Origin of the sequence: Oceanicaulis sp. (genome assembly GCF_965249665.1) — a bacterium.
Classification (GTDB): Bacteria; Pseudomonadota; Alphaproteobacteria; order Caulobacterales; family Maricaulaceae; genus Oceanicaulis.
Genome location: NZ_OZ252247.1, coordinates 1017542 through 1033594, shown reverse-complemented (window position 1 = coordinate 1033594; position 16053 = coordinate 1017542). Strand labels below are relative to the sequence as shown.

Sequence of the window (16053 nt, the reverse complement as noted above, 5' to 3'; positions counted from 1 at the left end):
CCGCACCCGGGGCGGGGCCGCGTTGCTTCTGTCTAAACGTCAAACAAGCGGACCCTACGCATGAGCAAACGCGATTATTACGAGGTTCTGGGCGTCGCCAAGGACGCGGACGCGAAGGCGATCAAATCCGCCTATCGCAAGCTGGCGATGAAATATCATCCCGACCAGAACCCGGATGACGCCGAAGCCGAAGCCAAGTTCAAGGAAGTGGGTGAGGCGTATTCCGTCTTGTCTGAAGAGGACAAGCGCGCCGCCTATGACCGCATGGGCCATGCGGCTTTCCAGCAAGGCGGTGCAGGCGGCGGACATCCGTTCGGCGGCGGCGCCGGATCCGCGGATTTCGCTGATATTTTCGAACAGGTGTTTGGCGACGCCTTCGGCATGGGCGGCGGACGCCGCGGCGGCGGGCGTCGGTCCGGACCGGCTCGGGGCTCTGATCTGCGCTATGACATGCAGATCAGCCTGGAAGAAGCCTATCACGGTAAGGACGCCAATATCCGCGTGCCCACCACTGTGACATGCGAGCGCTGTGACGGCGATGGCGCGGAGCCGGGCACAGGCGTCACCACGTGTGAAACCTGCGGGGGCGCGGGCCGTATCCGCCGCACCCAGGGCTTTTTCACCATGGAGCAGACCTGTCCGACCTGTGGCGGGCGCGGCTCTTATGTTGAAACGCCCTGCCAGGAATGTGACGGGGCGGGCCGGGTGCGCAAGACCCGCGATCTGCGTGTTCAGATTCCGGCGGGCGTCGAAGACGGCATGCGCATTCGCCTGGCCGGTGAAGGCGAGGCGGGCGCACGCGGCGGACCCAAGGGCGATCTATACATCTTCGTTTCCGTTCAATCTCATGACTTGTTCGAGCGTGACGGCCCCAATCTGTACTGCCGCGCGCCGGTTTCCATGGTCACGGCGGCGCTGGGCGGGGAGATCGATGCGCCCACGATAGACGGCGGCAAGGTCAAGATCCGCATTCCCGAGGGCGCCCAGACCGGCGAGCGCATGCGCTTGCGCAACAAGGGCATGGTCAAGCTCAATGGCGGCGGCGCCCGCGGCGACATGTATGTGGAGCTGTTTGTCGAGACCCCGCGCAAGATGACCGAGCGGCAGAAGGAAATCCTGCGCGAGTTCTGCGAGATCTCCGGCGATGGCTGTAATCCGGAGAGCGACGGGTTTTTTAACAAGGTTCGGCGCTTCTGGGATGACCTCAACGGCGAAGATGAACACGGTCAGCGCCCCGAAACCTGATCGCTGCGTTTAAGGGGCGTTACGCTTTCTTCACGCAATCGCGCGATGACCAATCGTTAGGTTGTGAGGGGCGTCATGTCAGAATCCAGCATTCATATCGCAGTTACCGGCATTTCCGGCCGGTTGGGACGCGCCATCGCGACAGAAGTGATCCGCGCCAATGACCTGTCGTTGGTCGGCGGCATGGTCAGCTCTGACTCTCCCAATCTGGGCGCAGACCTGGGGGAGATGTGCGCCGCCGGGTTCATGGGGATCGAGGCTGTCGTCTCTCTGGAACAGGCGGCGGACCAGGCGGATGTCCTGATCGACGCGTCCTTGCCCAAAGTGACAAGCGCGATCGCGCCGCGACTGGCGTCCATGGGCCATCGCGCCTTGGTCACCGGTGTGACGGGACTGGATGACGAGCAGAAGGCGGCGCTGCATCAGGCCGCCGAAGTCATCCCCGTGCTGCAAGCGAGCAATTTCTCGCTTGGCGTGGCGCTGGTGGAACGCCTGCTCGCTCAGGCGGCCAAGGCGCTGACGGCGGAACATTTTGATATCGAGATCATTGAGGCGCACCACAAGCGCAAGGCGGATGCGCCGTCGGGGACGGCCCTGAGCCTGGGCGAAACAGCAGCCCGCGCGCGGGGCGTGGATCTCGATAGCGTCGCGCAATTCAACAGACCGCGCCATGACGGGCATCGTCCGATGGGCGCGATCGGGTTTTCGGCCATTCGCGGCGGCGGCGTGGTGGGAGAACACGAGGCGCGCTTCCTCTCGGCGTTCGAAGAGGTGAGCCTTTCCCACAAAGCCTATGACCGGTTTATCTTCGCTCAGGGCGCGCTGGAGGCGGCGCGCTGGATCAAGGGCAAGGCGCCGGGGCTGTATTCCATGCAGGACGTTTTGGGTGATTGATAAGACTGACACGCTGCGCGGGCCGTATCTGGAAGTCCGGCTGCACCAGATGTCGCCTTTCCCCCCGGTGCTGAACGGGGTGCTGGTCAGCCTCAGCCTGTATGGCCTTTATCTGTTGCTCTCAGTGCAGGTGGGGCAGCCGATCATCGAGCCAGCGGATCAGGGCGTGCGGTTTAATCCGGCGGCCTGGGCGGCGCTGGTCATCTGCCTGATTTTCGGTGTGGCGACGACCATGCCGGCGATCACTCAGGCGCAGTGGCGCGCCTCTTTGCCCCAGTTGCGTGCAGTTCTGGACGCGGATGGTCAAGACAAAGCCGAACAGATCGCCATTGGGCCGACACGGCAGCAGTCGCGGGCGTCTCTTATCGCCTTCGCGGTCGGGGCGATTGTCGGTTTGTTGGTCAATCTTTGGCTACTGAACCCGCCGAACCTGCCCTGGCGCGAATACTGGACGTCAATCGCGCCCTTCTTTGCGTTCATGAATACGGTCGTGTTCGGACTCGGGGCCCGAGGCGGTTATATGGTTCGCTATGAAGATCGTGAGATGAAACGCCTGGTGGAAAGCCACCTCCAGGTCGATCTTGCGCATCTGGAGCGTAATCAGGTGTTTGGTCGACTGGCCTTGCGCGGGGCGCTGGCCTGGCTGGTGATGACGGCGGTCATCTTGTTGTTCTTTGTGGAATCGACGCCCGCACTCATTTCGGCGACAGCGCTGGGGTTCGCCCTGCTCGCAGCGGGCTATGCGTTCGCAAGCACGATAGGTCCGGTTGTGGCCAAGACCGCTGGCGTGCGTGACGCGGCGCTCGGCAGGGTTCGTGAACGCATACAGGCGCACGCGCGCACTTTGATGAGCGAGACCTCTGATGAGGCCTTGGCTGTGTCAGAGTTGATCGCCTATGAGACCTGGCTGGAGAAGTTGCAGATCTGGCCGATCTCTGCCCCTGTGACGCGACGCCTGGCGCTGTACGGGTTCATCCCGGTGCTGGCCTGGTTCGGCTCAGCGGCGGCGGAGCTTGTGCTCAACCGCGTCTCCTGAATTCAGGCATGCCCGAACAGATCCGGTTGACGGGTCAGGGTCTCAAAATCCATACGCTGGGCGGGACGCCGCAGACGGGTCAGCGTGCGGCTGGGCGGCGGGGCGACCATGGGGGCGGGCGCTTTGAGCGTCAGGCCCAACGCGGCCGCCTTGGCGCGAATGGCGCTGTCAGGACGGCCCAGTTTCAAACTGATCAGACGCAGGCTGGCGCCCTGTCGCGCGAGGGCCTTGAGCAGTTTTACATCCTCGCCGCGCCAGCGCTTGCCGGCGTTGCGCGCATACCCTGCAGACTTGGTTGCATAGGCCATTGTTCCACTCCTTATGAAGTAGAACATAAGCGGAACATCGTGAAACGTCAAGAGGTCTGCAAAAAGGCCCGCCTTGCGAGCGGGCCTTTGAGCGCTGAGACCGTTACCAGCTTCCGGTGTTTTCCATGCTGGCCCAAGGCTCTGAGGCTTCCAGCGCCTCGCCTTGCTGCAACAACTCCACCGAAATGCCGTCCGGGCTTTTGACAAACGCCATCCGGCCGTCCCGCGGCGGGCGATGAATGACATAACCCATGGCAGCCAGGCGCGCGCACAGGGCGTAGATGTCTTTCACCTCATAAGCCAGATGACCGAAATTGCGGCCGCCTGAATAGGGCTCAGGGTCCCAGTTATAGGTCAGCTCGATCATCGGCGCGCCTTTGGGCAGAAGCTGGGAGTCTGCGTTCACGCCCGATTTGGCGATATCATCCGGGCTGGCCAGGAAGACGAGGGTGAAGCGACCGGCCTCGTTCTCACTGCGGCGCACTTCCTTGAGGCCCAGACCGTCGCAATAGAATTTGAGTGAGGCGTCAATATCGGTGACGCGCACCATCGAATGCAGAAAGTGCATGTGAGGCTCCTTTTGAGGGGCTTAGCTGTCGGTCTTAGCGTCGCCGTCGATCTTGATCTTGCGCGCCCATTTGGGTCGCGGACGCCATCCGGTGTCCTCAATCGGTTCGCCGCGCGCCCGCGCCAGGGCGTGATTGAACGGTTCCGGCGCTCGCACATGGTGCAGCCGTGCGATGAAGGCCGCCAGCGCCGCCCAGATGAACACGACGCCGAAGAACAGCGAGAACATGAAGACATAGCCTGTGCGTCCGCCCCAGTCCGGCGCCCCGTTGGTGCGCCAGATCACATCATAAAGCGCCGGCACCGCCAGTAGCGCGGCGGGGCTGACGATGATGGCGGCCGCAGCAGCGGCGGCGGCGTACAGCGTCCAGCGCGGCTGAAAACAGGAGACGAACAGGCGGACAAACTCGTTTTGGCTCACGCCGCGCACGCTGGCGGGCTTTTCCGCGGATCGCGTCTGGTATTCCTGCCTCGCTTCCTGGGTCAATCCACGTACGGCGACCGCCCAGCGAGTCAGGCTGGCGAGGATGAACAGGACGAAAACGCCCCCGAGAATGTATAGCGACAGATCAAACATGGGACGGGTTTTAACCTGTCGCGGCCTCATAGGCGAGCATTGCGCGCTTACGATCGAGACCCCAGTGATACCCCGTCAATCGACCGTCTGCGGCGAGCACGCGGTGACAGGGAATTAGCCAGCTGATCGGGTTCGCGCCCACGGCTGCGCCCGCAGCGCGTGCGGCTTTGTCGCGTCCGGTTGCGCGAGCGATATCGCCATAGCTGACAGTGCGGGCAGGCGGAATCGCCAGCAAGGCCCGCCAGACCTGTCGGCGGAAGGGCGCGCCATAGAGCGCCAGCGGCAGGCGCGTCTCTCCCGCAGCGGCGTCAAACACCCGGCCCGCCCAGTCTTGCGCCTGCGCATCATCGCGCTCATAGCGCGCCATCGGGAAACGCCGGGCGAGATCATCAAAGGCGTCCTCTTCTTCCCCACGATTGCAGAAAGCCAGCCCGGACAGTCCGCGCGGCGCGATCAGGAACACCGCGCGTCCAAAGGGCGAGGGCGCAAAGCCATATCTGAAATCGAGCCCGGACCCGCCGGATTTCACGTCGCCGGGGGTGGCGGCTTCCTCGGCAATGAAAATGTCATGCAAGCGCGATGGGCCTGACAGGCCGGTCTCAAGCGCTGCGTCCAGAACGCTCGCCCCGTCCACCAGCAATTTGCGGGCGCTGGCGTGGGTGAGGGCTTGCACGAGCTTTTTCGGGCTGGCGCCGGTCCAGCGGGTGAAGACACGCTGGAAATGATGCGGGGACAGGCCGGCGGCCCGGGCGGCGGCGGCGAGGTCGGGCTGGTCGCGCCAATGCTCAGACAGGTAATCGAGCGCTGCGGTCACGCGCTCGTAATCCGCTGCACGGGTCTGCAGGCTGTCGGGATCAGCAAGTAGAGGCAAATCAGTTGTCATGAGCGCACTGTGCAGCCCGCGTTCAGGCGCCGCCACCTGATTCTTGCGCCAGTTGCGGGCCGCGCGCCCGGCGTGCATTGTCCAGAGCGGTGCGAACTGCGTCCGCCAGGCTTTCGCGTTCCTTGGGCGACAGCCAGCTGCCGATGATCAGGCTTTTGCCCATGGCGCTCAGTCGCGCTTGCACATCCGGCTCGCCCTCACCTTCGACGCTGACCCGGGTCCAGGCGCTGGGCAGGATGAACTGGGTGAGGTGTCCGGTTGGATAGCGCCGGATAATACGAATTTCGCGGCGCGTGATCTTGATGGTCTCCAGTCGCCGACCGTCGCGATAAGACAGTTTGAAGCCTAACCAGATCAGGAAAACATCGAGACCGAAAAAGCCCAATACGGGCCAGGCGCCCATCAGCATGAAGCCGATGCCTGCAGAAAAGCTGATCACGCCCATAGCGATCATCAGGGCGATGAAGCCGGGATTGGGCAAGGAGCGGTTGGGCCGGACCTGCGCATCCATGAACAGTGTTTCGTCTTCAGCCAGCGGCGGGGCTGAAGGGTCTGCAGGCCAGGTCTCATAAATCCGGCGGCGTTCCATGTCCGGCAAAATAGGGCGCGGGGTCCGCCTTGGCCAGTTCAGGGCCGTGAGCGCCACACACTCAGGCGAAAACGGTGACCATTTGCCGCCCCTTGACCATGCAAGCGCCCTCCGTGTTCCAGATTGTCATGTCTTGGGTCGATAGCCCGCCGCGCACATGATCGGCGCGGCACTCCAGCAGCCACCAGCCATCAGCCGTCTCGGGCGCATCCGTCAGCAAATCCATCATCCAGGTCATCGAGGATAGCGGGGTGGGCGTGTCCAGCATGGGGGTCAATGCGGGCGGCAACACGTCGCCAATGCACATCAGGCTGAGCGGATGCGTGCGTGAGGCGCGGTCTTTATGACGCGCCCACATGCGCACCACCGCCTTGCCAGACTTCAGGAACGGTATGCCGCCGCCTGCCCAGATGAAGTCGAAATTGCGGGTGAAGCCTGGCGCGCCTTCGGGGAAGGTCAAACGTTCGCTGGCTTCGGTTGGCGCCGTTGCACGCGCGGGCATGGGCGCTGGGTCCAGCGACAATGCGGACTCGCGTTCGCCGCAAAATGTAAAGACGGTTTCAAGCCCGATCCCCGCCTGGCTGGTGAGCCGACTGCGCACCGAACATGCGGTGCGGCCCTCTCGCAGTTTTTCCGCCGTCACCTCGATTTCACCTTCGCTGGGGCCGACAAAGCTGATCTGCGCGCTGCGTAGCGGTCGCCCGCCCGCATGAGGCAGGGCGCCATGCAAACACAGCGCAGCGCTAAGCCCGCCATAGACCGTTCGTCCCTGTTTCCAGCTCTCGGGAACGTCCAGAGTGAACCCGGCCTCGGTCGGGCGAGCTTTGGTCATCATTTCAGCAAGGGACATGGGCGCAATCCTGTCGCAGTGAACGCTGTTCAATCGGGGCGGCATAAGACCGGGTTCCGCCAGGGCGTGCAAGCGAGGTGCTGATATCTGACGCGAATCTGAACGCTCCGGCCTTTCTCACGCCCAATTCAGGGTCTAGACAAAGGCTATGAACACAACCGCACTCCTCCTCTCCGCCGCGCTGAGCCTGTTCACGGGCGCTCAAGCGACCGAAGATTCTCTGGACGCTGCTGCTGAAGCGCAAACCCAGGCCCCTGCCGTTGCTGACGAGGCGTTGCCCGAACCGCAAGCGGTCGAGGCCGCGCCCGGCCAGATCAGCGCTCAGGCTGGCGCTGCGCGCGCTCAGGCCTGGCTGGAAGGGCTCGACACCTTGCGCGCCCGGTTTGACCAGATCGCCGCCGATAATTCTGAAACCTCCGGCGTGCTTGAAATCGATCGTCCCGGCCGCGCCCGGTTTGATTATGATGATCCCAATCCGGTTCTGGTCGTGGCGGACGGGTCAACCGTCGCTATCGCCGATTTCGCCCTTGAGACCATTGATCGCGCGCCCATTGGCGCCACCCCCTTGCGGTTTCTGCTTCAAGACGAGCTCGACCTGGCCGATGCAGGCGTGGTTCAGGACGCCGGCCGCTATGAGGGTCGGCTCTATGTGACGTTCGAAGATCCTGATGGTGAGGTTCAAGGCCGCCTGACCCTGGTGTTTGACGATGCAGACCCGGACGCCGCTCCAAACGCGATGATGCTGGCGGGCTGGTATACGGTGGACGCCATGGGCGGCATGACCGAAGTGCGCCTCAGCGAGATCGAAACCGGCATGCGGATCAGCCCACGCCGGTTCATCCTGGATGATGAAGACGTAATGGGCGGCGATGATCGCCGCCGCCGGGGCCGCTAGGCGTTAAAGCGCCCACCAGAACAGCAAGGCCGCCAGGCCCAGCCGGTAGATCACGAAGGGCAGGAAACCCAACCGGTCCACCACCCGCATCAGCACCGCGATAGACGCGAGCGCGGCGAAGAAGGACAAAGCGGCGACAATCAGCCCGTCGATCAGTGAATGGGCGGTGTCCGCCCCGCGCGCCAGCTCGATCACAGCCAGAAGGCCGAAGGCTGCGATCACCGGCACCGCCATCAACATGGAAAAGCGCGCCGCCTCGCTGCGCGTCATGCCCAGGGCGCGCGCTGCGGTCATGGTCACGCCCGACCGGCTGGAGCCTGGGATCAGGGCGAACATCTGCGCCAGCCCGATCAGCGCCGCGCCGCGCCAGCTCAGCGTTTCGGTGGTCACAGTCTGTTTGCCGAAATGGTCGGCCAGCCAGAGCGGCAGCGCTAAAATCAGCGTCGCCCAGGCGATCACCAGAGGCGAGCGCAACGCATCCGCCATGCCGGAGACATAAAGCCCGCCGCCCGCAATCAGCACCGGCGGGGTGGCGATCGCGATCAACAGCGCCAGCTTGCCCCCAGGCGTCATCCGTCCTTGCAACAACGCCAGCTTGCCGGTGACCACGTTTGCGACATCGGCGCGGAAATAGACAAGGACCGCGAACAACGTTCCCAGATGCGCCATCACATCGATCAGCGGCCCCTGATCGGCGTCTCCCAGTATTTGAGGCGCGAGAATGAGATGGGCGGAGGATGAAATGGGGAGAAATTCGGTGATCCCTTGGACGATCGCCAGAATAATGAGATGTAGAAGACCCATGGTGCGTCGCTCCCCCGCGATTGACGCGACGCAGAGTGCGCGTGATTGAACAGATCGCCAAGAGCCAATCCCTCTTGGAAAACAGATAAGGACAGACCGCCATGGCGCATGACGCGCTGGATGCAGGCCCGGGCAAAATGGCGCCCGCCGAGGCGCAGAAGATCACCGGTCAGGTGACCCGCCTGTCGGTCATGGTGGCGGCGACGCTGGTGATCGCCAAGCTGGCCGCCTGGATCGCGTCCGGCTCTGTGGCGATGTTGGCGTCCCTGGCGGATTCCGGGCTTGATCTGGTGGCGTCCCTGACAACGTTTTTCGCCGTGCGCTATGCCGCGAGCCCAGCGGACAACGAACATCGCTATGGTCATGGCAAGGCGGAGGCGCTCGCCAGCCTGCTCCAGGCCCTGCTGGTGGCGCTGTCAGCCAGTTATCTGATCTACGAATCCTGGAACCGTTTCCGGGATCCGCAACCGATTGAGGCGGGGCCCTTGGCGCTGGCGGTGATGGGGCTGTCCATCGTGCTCACTCTGGGTCTGGTGTACATGCAGACCCGCGCTGTGAAGCAGACCGGTTCGCTGGCCGTGTCGGGTGATCGGGCGCACTATTTCGCGGATCTGGGCTCGAACATGGTGGTCATCGGCGGCCTGGTCCTGGCGTTGGCGGGCTGGGAGCGGGCGGATCCCATAATGGGCTTCATCGTCGTGCTCTGGCTGTTCTGGACAGCGTTCGAGGTGGGGCGCGATGCGATCGGGTCCCTCATGGATCATGAACTGCCCCATGAAGAGCGTGAACAGATCATGGCGCTCGCCGCCGACGATGTGCGCGTTCTGGGGGTTCATAACCTGCGCACGCGTGCGTCAGGTCCCTTCATCCATATCCAGATGCATATGGAGCTCGATCCGGACCTCACCCTCACCCAGGCCCACGCCATTCTGGTGGCGGCGGAGGCGCGGGTGATGGGCGCTTACCCTGCGGCGGATGTGCTCATTCATCCAGATCCCAAAGGCCGCGCCGCGCCACATGGCAATGCGTATTTCGACGATGAGGGTCAGGCGAGTGCAGGTCCAGCCGATGAACCGGCTTAAGCCGTATCGCGATCCGCGTTAGGGTGTCGTCATGCGTATTTTGCACCATTGGCCCCTCGATCCCTGGTCCCGACAGGTCCGCCTCGCTCTGGCGGAGAAAAAGCTCGATTTCGAGACCGAGTACCAACGGTTCTGGGACGCGCCTGACGACCTGCTGGCGCTCAATCCCACAGGCCTGCCGCCGGTCCTGGTCGAAGAGACTGAAAAGGGCCGCACCGCCCTGTGTGAGAGCCGAGCGATCCTGGAATATCTTGAAGAAACCCATCCCGAGCCTGCCTTGTTGCCGGGCGGTCCTGCGGACCGCGCCGAGGCGCGGCGTCTCGCAGCCTGGTTTGACGTGAAGTTCTCCGCCGAGGTGAACGCCTATCTGCTGCATGAAAAGCTCGAAAAGCGCGTGCAGTCTCTGGGCGCGCCGGATATGGAAGCGATCCGCATCGGGCGGGACGCCCTGCGCTGGCACCTCGATTATATGTGCGGGCTCCTCGACCAGCGCGACGGTCTGGCCGGGCCGCGCTACACCTTGGCCGATCTCGTCGCGGCCGCGCATCTGTCGTGCGTCGATTATCTCGGGGATGTGCCGTGGGATGATTTTCCTGCCGCCAAGGCCTGGTATCAGCGCATCAAATGCCGCCCCGCCTTTCGCGCCATCCTTGCGGATCGCCTGCCCGGCTGTCCGCCCGTGGACGGCTATCAGGATCTGGATTTCTGAGCATGTCAGCGCCTGAAGAGAAGGCCGAGCGGGTCAAGGCGCTGGCGCTGGAGGCCGGCTTTTCCGTGGTGCGCGTCACCCGCGCCGATGACCCCTGGGAGGCGGGCGCGCGCTTGCGCGAGTTCGTTGAAGCGGGCCGTCATGGCGAGATGGCGTGGATGGAAGACACGCTGGAGCGACGCAGCCACCCCACGGCCATGTGGCCGGACGCGAAATCGGCGGTTGTTGTGGGGCTCGATTACGGACCCGAGCGCGACCCGCTGGAGATCCTTGAGCGCCCGGATGAAGCCGCGATCAGCGTCTATGCCCAGAACAAGGATTATCACGACATCCTGAAAAAGCGCCTCAAGCGCTTCGCCGGCGCGTTTCATCATGAAACCGGCGCGGAGGTGAAGGTGTTTGTGGACACCGCGCCTTTGATGGAAAAACCGCTGGCGCACAAATCCGGGCTTGGCTGGCAGGGCAAGCACACCAATCTCGTCAGCCGCAGCCATGGCAGCTGGCTGTTTTTAGGCGTGATGCTAACCGCCGCCGAGCTGACGCCAGATGCGCCGGAAACCGATCATTGCGGCTCGTGCCGGGCCTGTCTTGATATCTGCCCGACCAACGCGTTTCCCGCGCCTTATCAGATCGATGCGCGGCGCTGCATCTCCTATCTGACGATCGAGCATAAAGACCCGATACCGGTTGAGTTTCGCGCCGCGATGGGCAACCGGATCTATGGCTGTGATGATTGTCTGGCGGTCTGTCCGTGGAACAAGTTCGCGCAAGCCAGTTCAGAAGCTGCGTTTCACCCGCGCGAGGCGTTGACCGGGCCGAAGCTCGCAGAGCTGGTTCAGCTTGATGATCCCGGGTTTCGGGCGTTCTTCAAAGGGTCGCCAATCAAAAGGATCGGTCGGGATCGCTTCGTGCGCAATGTCTTGATCGCCCTTGGCAATTCTGGCGAGCCAGCGCTGGCCGAGCGGGCCGCTGACTTGCTCGATGATCCGTCAGAGCTGGTGCGCGGCGCTGCGATCTGGGCGCTGGGGCGATTGGACGCCAAGCGCTTCGCCGCCGAGAAAGCGCGGCGCCGCGCTATGGAGCCAGATCCGGATGTCGCCGCGGAATGGGCGCAGGTCTAGGCTTCCCCAATGCGCGGCGGGCCGCCCTTGTCCGCTTCACTGGGCCCAAAGGCGCGGTTGAGAAGCTGGGTTGAATCCTGGGCCAGTTCGATCGCTTCCGTGAGGTGCTCAAGCACTTTGACGTTATTCGCCAGCACATGCAGGGCTTCGGGGCGTTCATCGCTGGAGATCTTGGTGCAGCGAATGAGAACGTCCGCCCGCAGCTCCATCAGGATGTCTTCCAGCTTTCGGCCGGTCGGGTTTTCGTGCGACACCAGATAGCGCGTCATGTCCGCCTCCGTGAATTGCAATCAGGTGGCGAAGTTTATGCCCTAACCCCCTCATTTTTCGTAAACGCAGGGTCTGGCCCTTGAAGCGCGGACCGATTGCGGCCAGCTTCCCTCTCAACAGCTCAGGAGGACACCATGGCGGACAAGATCGGCGCAGACGCTTTTCTCACACAGTTTGACGGCTGGACGGCGGTGGACGACCGCGACGCCGTGCGCAAAGTCTTCAAGTTTTCTGATTTCAAAAGTGCTTTCGCCTTGATGACCCAGGTCGCGATGAAGGCCGAGCAGATGGACCACCATCCAGAATGGTTCAATGTCTACAACACTGTGGATGTGACGCTGTCTACGCATGACGCCGAGGGCGTCACCGAACTGGATGTGGAGCTGGCGCGCTTTATTGAAGCGCGCGCTGCGATCCTGAACGCCTGAGACTGTCGCTCAGGCCCTCAATTGGCGTGAATGATCACGGTGTCGAGCACGACCGTCGCCTGTCCCGGCCCGATCAGGCGGTCGGTTTCCGCTTGCAGCAGGCGGGCGATGGCGTCTGCGTCGGGAATATCGCCCCAGCGATACATGCGGCCTGAATATAGCAGCATGGCCTGGGAATATGCGTCGCGGAGCCAGAGCTGGCGTTCGGCGATGGTCTGACGCGTCCGGCTGTGCGGGGCATCAAGCGCCAGACCCACTTGCAGCAGACCCCGCATGCGATAATCGGCTTGCACCGAAGTCCGGATCGGCTCGATCCGGACATAGCTGCGCGCATGGCTGAGCGAACGTCCTAGCGATTCTTCGGGCGCCGCCTCCGGTGCAGGCGTTGCAGGCGCGGCGCCCAGCGCTTGGGCGGGCGCAGCGCATAACAGGGCGCACACGGCGAGCAAACGCAGAATTTGATCCAGACGTTTCATACCCTCGTAATGACACATCGAGGTAAAGAAACAGTATGGTTGTATAAACCGGCGTGGCATGCTGCGAAGTTGTGCGTGCTTACGCCCTGAGGGGAATGGAATGAAAAACGGTATCTCATCCGCATTGGTTCTGGGCGCATTGGCCCTGATTGGAACGAGCGCAGCTCAGGCTCAGATCGCCGAGGGCTCACAAGCCAGCCCCGTGCCGACCAATTACATCGCCGCCGGTGCGGCGATGCTGCCCGATTACGCCGGCTCTGACGAGTATCGCGTCATACCCTTTGGTGCGGCGCGGTTTGAGCTGGGCGGGATTTCCTTCCGAACCCAGGGGCCGGGCTTGGCCGCCTCTCTTTACGAGACCGGGCCTTGGGCATTTGGCGCCTATGTGCGCTGGTCGGGCGGCCGCGACGATGTGGAAGACGAGATTGTCGACCGCATGCGCGACGTGGACTCCTCCCTGATTGCGGGCGGGTATGCGCGCTTGACGGTCGCTGAAGGCGTTCTGACCGAGCGTGACCGGTTCGGCCTCGGCGTTGATCTGGGCGCGGATGCGCTGGGTAATTTTGACGGCCTCGCCTGGAGCGCTTCCGCCGATTACGGCGTCATGGTCTCGCGCGGCGTGTTCGCAGCCTTGTCTCTGTCCGCCAGCGGATTCTCCGATGATTACGCCGACACCCTGTTCTCTGTGGATGCTGTGGACGCGGCTGCGACCGGCCTGGCGTTGTACACGGCCGAGGGCGGCGTCCGGGATGTGGGCCTGACCGCAATTGTGGACGTTTCTGTGTCCCGCAACTGGTCTGTGACAGGCGTGGCTGGCTATTCGCGGCTACTGGGTGATTACGCCGACAGCCCCATTGTGACCGAGCGCGGCAGTGAAGATCAGGTCTTCCTGGGTCTGGCGCTGGGACGGCGGTTCTAGACACACGCCTCAGACAGTGTGAAACGCCCCCGCAGCCCTGTCTGCGGGGGCGTTTTCGTATGCAGATCTCATGGTCAGATTGAAAACATGGCGAAGTCGCGTTCAATCCCTTACACTGAGAAGGGTTTTGTGAGGTGGTCTTGAGGCCAGAATGATCAAGCTGATGGTCAACGGACGCACTGTCGAGCTTGAAGCAGGGGTGACCGTGCTTGAAGCGGCGCGCGCGGTTGGCGTTTCGATCCCGACGCTATGCAGCTATCCGGGGCTGCCTTCTCATGCGGTCTGCCGTATGTGCCTTGTGGAGATCAATGGCGATCCCAAGCCACAGCCAGCTTGCGTCACTTTGATCAGAGACGGGGACCAGGTCGAAACAGAAACGGACGCCCTGCGCGCGTTTCGACAGACCAATGCCGAATGGCTGTTGGCGCGCCATCCCAATGACTGCCTGCAGTGCGAGGTGAGCGGCGCCTGCCAGCTCCAACGCCTGGTGCGCGAGCATGAATGGGAGACACATTGGCCAGCATGCGCTGGCGGGGCGCCTGACGCGCATGATCCAGATCTGACCGACCATACCTCGCCGAGCATCTGGCGAGACCTGTCCAAATGCATTGAGTGCGGTCTGTGCGCAGAGGCGTGTGGCGAACCGGGGCAGCAACTGCAAGTGATCGGGTTCGCCGAGCGCGGTGAGGAACGCCGACCTGTCACCGTTTTTGATCAGACGTTGAAAGAGACCGATTGCATATCCTGTGGTCAGTGCACGCTTGTCTGCCCGGTCGGCGCGTTGATCGAGGCGCCGCACTGGCATGAGGTGCTCAGGCGGCTCGATTCCCGTCAGCAAATCTCTGTGGTTCAGGTCGCGCCGGCGACGCGGATCGCGATCAGTGAAGAGTTTGGCTTCAAGCCAGGGACGGTCAGCACCGGCCGACTGATCAACGCGTTGCGGCAATTGGGATTTGACTATGTCTTTGACACCAATTTCGCAGCGGATCTGACAATCATGGAAGAGGGGTCAGAGCTTCTGGCCCGGATACAGGCCCAGACCGATTTGCCATTGTTCACGTCGTGTTGTCCGGGCTGGGTGAACTGGGTGGAATTGCATCGGCCAGACCTGCTGCCGCATCTGAGCACGACAAAATCGCCGCAACAAATGCATGGCGCTTTGTCCAAGCGCAGCCGGTTCGCGCGTTCTTTAGGCCCCGAATACGCCGACGGCGCCAAAGAACCTTATGTGGTCAGCGTCATGCCCTGCACGGCCAAGAAAGATGAGGCGGCGCGCCCGGGCCAGTCTGGCGATGTGGACCATGTGCTGACCACGCGCGAGTTGGCGCGGATGATCCGCTCGCGCGGCATCGCTTTTGGCGCTCTGGAAGAGGATGGCGAGTTTGATAATCCGCTGGGCGAGAGTACGGGCGCAGCGCAAATTTTCGGCGCGTCGGGCGGCGTGATGGAGGCGATGGCGCGCACGGCGGCGCATCTTGTCGATCCTGAAGCGGCGCCCGCGATTGACTGGCGCCCGCTGCGCGGCGTGAATGAAGGCGTGAAAACCGCGCAGATTCCAGGCGTCGGCGCTGTCGCCGTGTGCAATGGCATCGCCGTCGCCCAGCGTCTGCTGCAAACCCAGAACTGGCGTGATCAGTATGTCGCCATAGAGGTCATGGCGTGCGTTGGCGGCTGCCTGGGCGGGGGCGGCGAGCCCAAGTCCATGGATCCGGACATCCTCAAAAAGCGCGCGCAGGCGGTCTATGCGGTGGATGGACAGGCGCCGCGGCGACGGTCTTTTGAGAATCCCGACGTTCAGGCGCTCTATGCTGAAGAGCTGGGGCGTCCCAATTCAGCCGCAGCCCATGCCCTGCTCCACACCCGATATGCCGAAAGACGCTCCAAACGGGCTGCGCTGATGCAGTTTCTCGACTGCGTTGACCGGCGCGACGGGCGTTCAGCGGCGGCTTTGTTTCATCCTGACGGGGTCTGGTCGACCGCGTCGCCTTACGGAGACATTCACGGCGCTGAACGCATTGAGGCGTTTATCAGCAGCCAATTGCCGCCGCGAAAATTTGGCCCCGAGTTCGCGCGGCACCAGATGGCGTCTCCCGCTGATGGCGATGATCTCACTGTCGTGACGCCTGACGGTCATCGCTGCCGGTTTGAACTCGAGCTCGCTAGGGCGCCGGGAAAAATCCGGTCTGCGACTTTGATCAAATCGCTGGTTCGGCGTGTAGATTGACGAGGCTTGGGAAGGAAATGGTGGAGCCGAGGGGAATCGAACCCCTGACCTCGTCATTGCGAACGACGCGCTCTCCCAACTGAGCTACGGCCCCGTTCCTGAGCGGATGTGAAGTAAGAATCCTGCCTGATCATGTCAAGGATTTCGAGAAACGTCGTGGATGATTGACGTTTGCG

General features: G+C 62.9%; 19 protein-coding genes and 1 tRNA gene. 10 read left to right on the top strand and 10 right to left on the bottom strand.

Features of this window, described 5'->3' with window-relative positions; all coding sequences use genetic code 11:
• The first annotated feature begins 60 nt into the window (after positions 1 to 60).
• The 3 genes from dnaJ (at position 61) to ACP154_RS04845 (ending at position 3175) form a co-directional block, all read left to right on the top strand.
• Positions 61 to 1245 carry a molecular chaperone DnaJ gene (gene dnaJ, locus ACP154_RS04855; RefSeq protein WP_421856067.1) on the top strand — a complete coding sequence of 395 codons (1185 nt, stop codon included), beginning with the start codon at positions 61 to 63 and terminating at the stop codon, positions 1243 to 1245.
• Positions 1246 to 1320: 75 nt separating this feature from the next.
• The gene (gene dapB / locus ACP154_RS04850) at positions 1321 to 2139 is read left to right on the top strand and encodes a 4-hydroxy-tetrahydrodipicolinate reductase (RefSeq protein ID WP_421856070.1); all 819 of its coding nucleotides are present in this window, start codon (positions 1321 to 1323) and stop codon (positions 2137 to 2139) included.
• Positions 2132 to 3175, top strand: coding sequence for a hypothetical protein (locus tag ACP154_RS04845; RefSeq protein WP_421856072.1), 1044 nt, complete (start codon positions 2132 to 2134; stop codon positions 3173 to 3175). Before dapB ends, ACP154_RS04845 begins: the two co-directional genes overlap by 8 nt.
• Positions 3176 to 3177: 2 nt before the next feature.
• Here ACP154_RS04845 and ACP154_RS04840 read toward each other — a convergent pair whose 3' ends face one another.
• The 6 genes from ACP154_RS04840 to ACP154_RS04815 all read right to left on the bottom strand — a co-directional run bounded on the left by ACP154_RS04840 (position 3178) and on the right by ACP154_RS04815 (position 6949).
• Entirely contained in the window at positions 3178 to 3483 is a 306-nt protein-coding gene (locus ACP154_RS04840; protein WP_421856075.1) for a hypothetical protein, read from the bottom strand.
• 103 nt (positions 3484 to 3586) lie between these two features.
• Complete coding sequence (locus ACP154_RS04835; RefSeq protein ID WP_107711907.1) at positions 3587 to 4051, bottom strand: VOC family protein; 465 nt, start codon at positions 4049 to 4051, stop codon at positions 3587 to 3589.
• Between the two features lie 21 nt (positions 4052 to 4072).
• Positions 4073 to 4627, bottom strand: a complete 555-nt coding sequence (locus ACP154_RS04830) for a hypothetical protein (RefSeq protein ID WP_421856078.1) — start codon at positions 4625 to 4627, stop codon at positions 4073 to 4075.
• Between the two features lie 10 nt (positions 4628 to 4637).
• Positions 4638 to 5510 carry a methylated-DNA--[protein]-cysteine S-methyltransferase gene (locus tag ACP154_RS04825; protein WP_421856081.1) on the bottom strand — a complete coding sequence of 291 codons (873 nt, stop codon included), beginning with the start codon at positions 5508 to 5510 and terminating at the stop codon, positions 4638 to 4640.
• Between the two features lie 22 nt (positions 5511 to 5532).
• The gene (locus ACP154_RS04820) at positions 5533 to 6156 is read right to left on the bottom strand and encodes a DUF2244 domain-containing protein (protein ID WP_421856084.1); all 624 of its coding nucleotides are present in this window, start codon (positions 6154 to 6156) and stop codon (positions 5533 to 5535) included.
• Between the two features lie 4 nt (positions 6157 to 6160).
• Positions 6161 to 6949 (bottom strand): thioesterase family protein, encoded by a 789-nt coding sequence (locus ACP154_RS04815; RefSeq protein ID WP_421856087.1) that lies wholly within the window; start codon positions 6947 to 6949, stop codon positions 6161 to 6163.
• A gap of 148 nt (positions 6950 to 7097) precedes the next feature.
• On the opposite strand from ACP154_RS04815, the gene ACP154_RS04810 reads away from it, so the two are divergent.
• The gene (locus tag ACP154_RS04810; RefSeq protein WP_421856090.1) at positions 7098 to 7844 is read left to right on the top strand and encodes a LolA family protein; all 747 of its coding nucleotides are present in this window, start codon (positions 7098 to 7100) and stop codon (positions 7842 to 7844) included.
• A gap of 3 nt (positions 7845 to 7847) precedes the next feature.
• Here the strand turns inward: ACP154_RS04810 and ACP154_RS04805 are convergent, their stop codons facing one another.
• Positions 7848 to 8648, bottom strand: a complete 801-nt coding sequence (locus tag ACP154_RS04805) for an undecaprenyl-diphosphate phosphatase (protein ID WP_421856093.1) — start codon at positions 8646 to 8648, stop codon at positions 7848 to 7850.
• 101 nt (positions 8649 to 8749) lie between these two features.
• Between ACP154_RS04805 and ACP154_RS04800 the strand changes: the two genes are divergently transcribed.
• Genes ACP154_RS04800 through queG form a run of 3 tightly spaced genes read left to right on the top strand, consistent with a single transcriptional unit; the run spans position 8750 to position 11560 of the window.
• On the top strand, positions 8750 to 9730 hold the full coding sequence (locus ACP154_RS04800; RefSeq protein ID WP_421856096.1) for a cation diffusion facilitator family transporter: 981 nt from the start codon (positions 8750 to 8752) through the stop codon (positions 9728 to 9730).
• 31 nt (positions 9731 to 9761) lie between these two features.
• Entirely contained in the window at positions 9762 to 10439 is a 678-nt protein-coding gene (locus tag ACP154_RS04795) for a glutathione S-transferase family protein (RefSeq protein ID WP_107711900.1), read from the top strand.
• A 2-nt stretch (positions 10440 to 10441) separates the two neighbouring features.
• On the top strand, positions 10442 to 11560 hold the full coding sequence (gene queG / locus ACP154_RS04790; RefSeq protein WP_421856100.1) for a tRNA epoxyqueuosine(34) reductase QueG: 1119 nt from the start codon (positions 10442 to 10444) through the stop codon (positions 11558 to 11560).
• Here queG and ACP154_RS04785 read toward each other — a convergent pair.
• Positions 11557 to 11829 (bottom strand): histidine kinase, encoded by a 273-nt coding sequence (locus tag ACP154_RS04785; protein WP_107713611.1) that lies wholly within the window; start codon positions 11827 to 11829, stop codon positions 11557 to 11559. The genes queG and ACP154_RS04785 overlap by 4 nt on opposite strands.
• 135 nt (positions 11830 to 11964) lie before the next feature.
• Here ACP154_RS04785 and ACP154_RS04780 point away from each other — a divergent pair, with 135 nt between their 5' ends.
• On the top strand, positions 11965 to 12258 hold the full coding sequence (locus ACP154_RS04780; RefSeq protein ID WP_421856103.1) for a 4a-hydroxytetrahydrobiopterin dehydratase: 294 nt from the start codon (positions 11965 to 11967) through the stop codon (positions 12256 to 12258).
• A gap of 17 nt (positions 12259 to 12275) precedes the next feature.
• On the opposite strand, the gene ACP154_RS04775 is transcribed toward ACP154_RS04780, so the two are convergent.
• Positions 12276 to 12734: a hypothetical protein gene (locus ACP154_RS04775; RefSeq protein ID WP_421856105.1), complete on the bottom strand. Its 459-nt coding sequence runs from the start codon at positions 12732 to 12734 to the stop codon at positions 12276 to 12278.
• Positions 12735 to 12834: 100 nt separating this feature from the next.
• On the opposite strand from ACP154_RS04775, the gene ACP154_RS04770 reads away from it, so the two are divergent.
• Together ACP154_RS04770 and ACP154_RS04765 are read left to right on the top strand one after the other, a co-directional pair.
• Complete coding sequence (locus tag ACP154_RS04770) at positions 12835 to 13653, top strand: MipA/OmpV family protein (protein ID WP_421856108.1); 819 nt, start codon at positions 12835 to 12837, stop codon at positions 13651 to 13653.
• A 151-nt stretch (positions 13654 to 13804) separates the two neighbouring features.
• Positions 13805 to 15877 (top strand): [FeFe] hydrogenase, group A, encoded by a 2073-nt coding sequence (locus tag ACP154_RS04765; RefSeq protein WP_421856111.1) that lies wholly within the window; start codon positions 13805 to 13807, stop codon positions 15875 to 15877.
• An 18-nt stretch (positions 15878 to 15895) separates the two neighbouring features.
• Here the strand turns inward: ACP154_RS04765 and ACP154_RS04760 are convergent.
• Positions 15896 to 15971: transfer RNA gene (locus tag ACP154_RS04760), tRNA-Ala, on the bottom strand.
• Between the last annotated feature and the right edge of the window lie 82 nt (positions 15972 to 16053).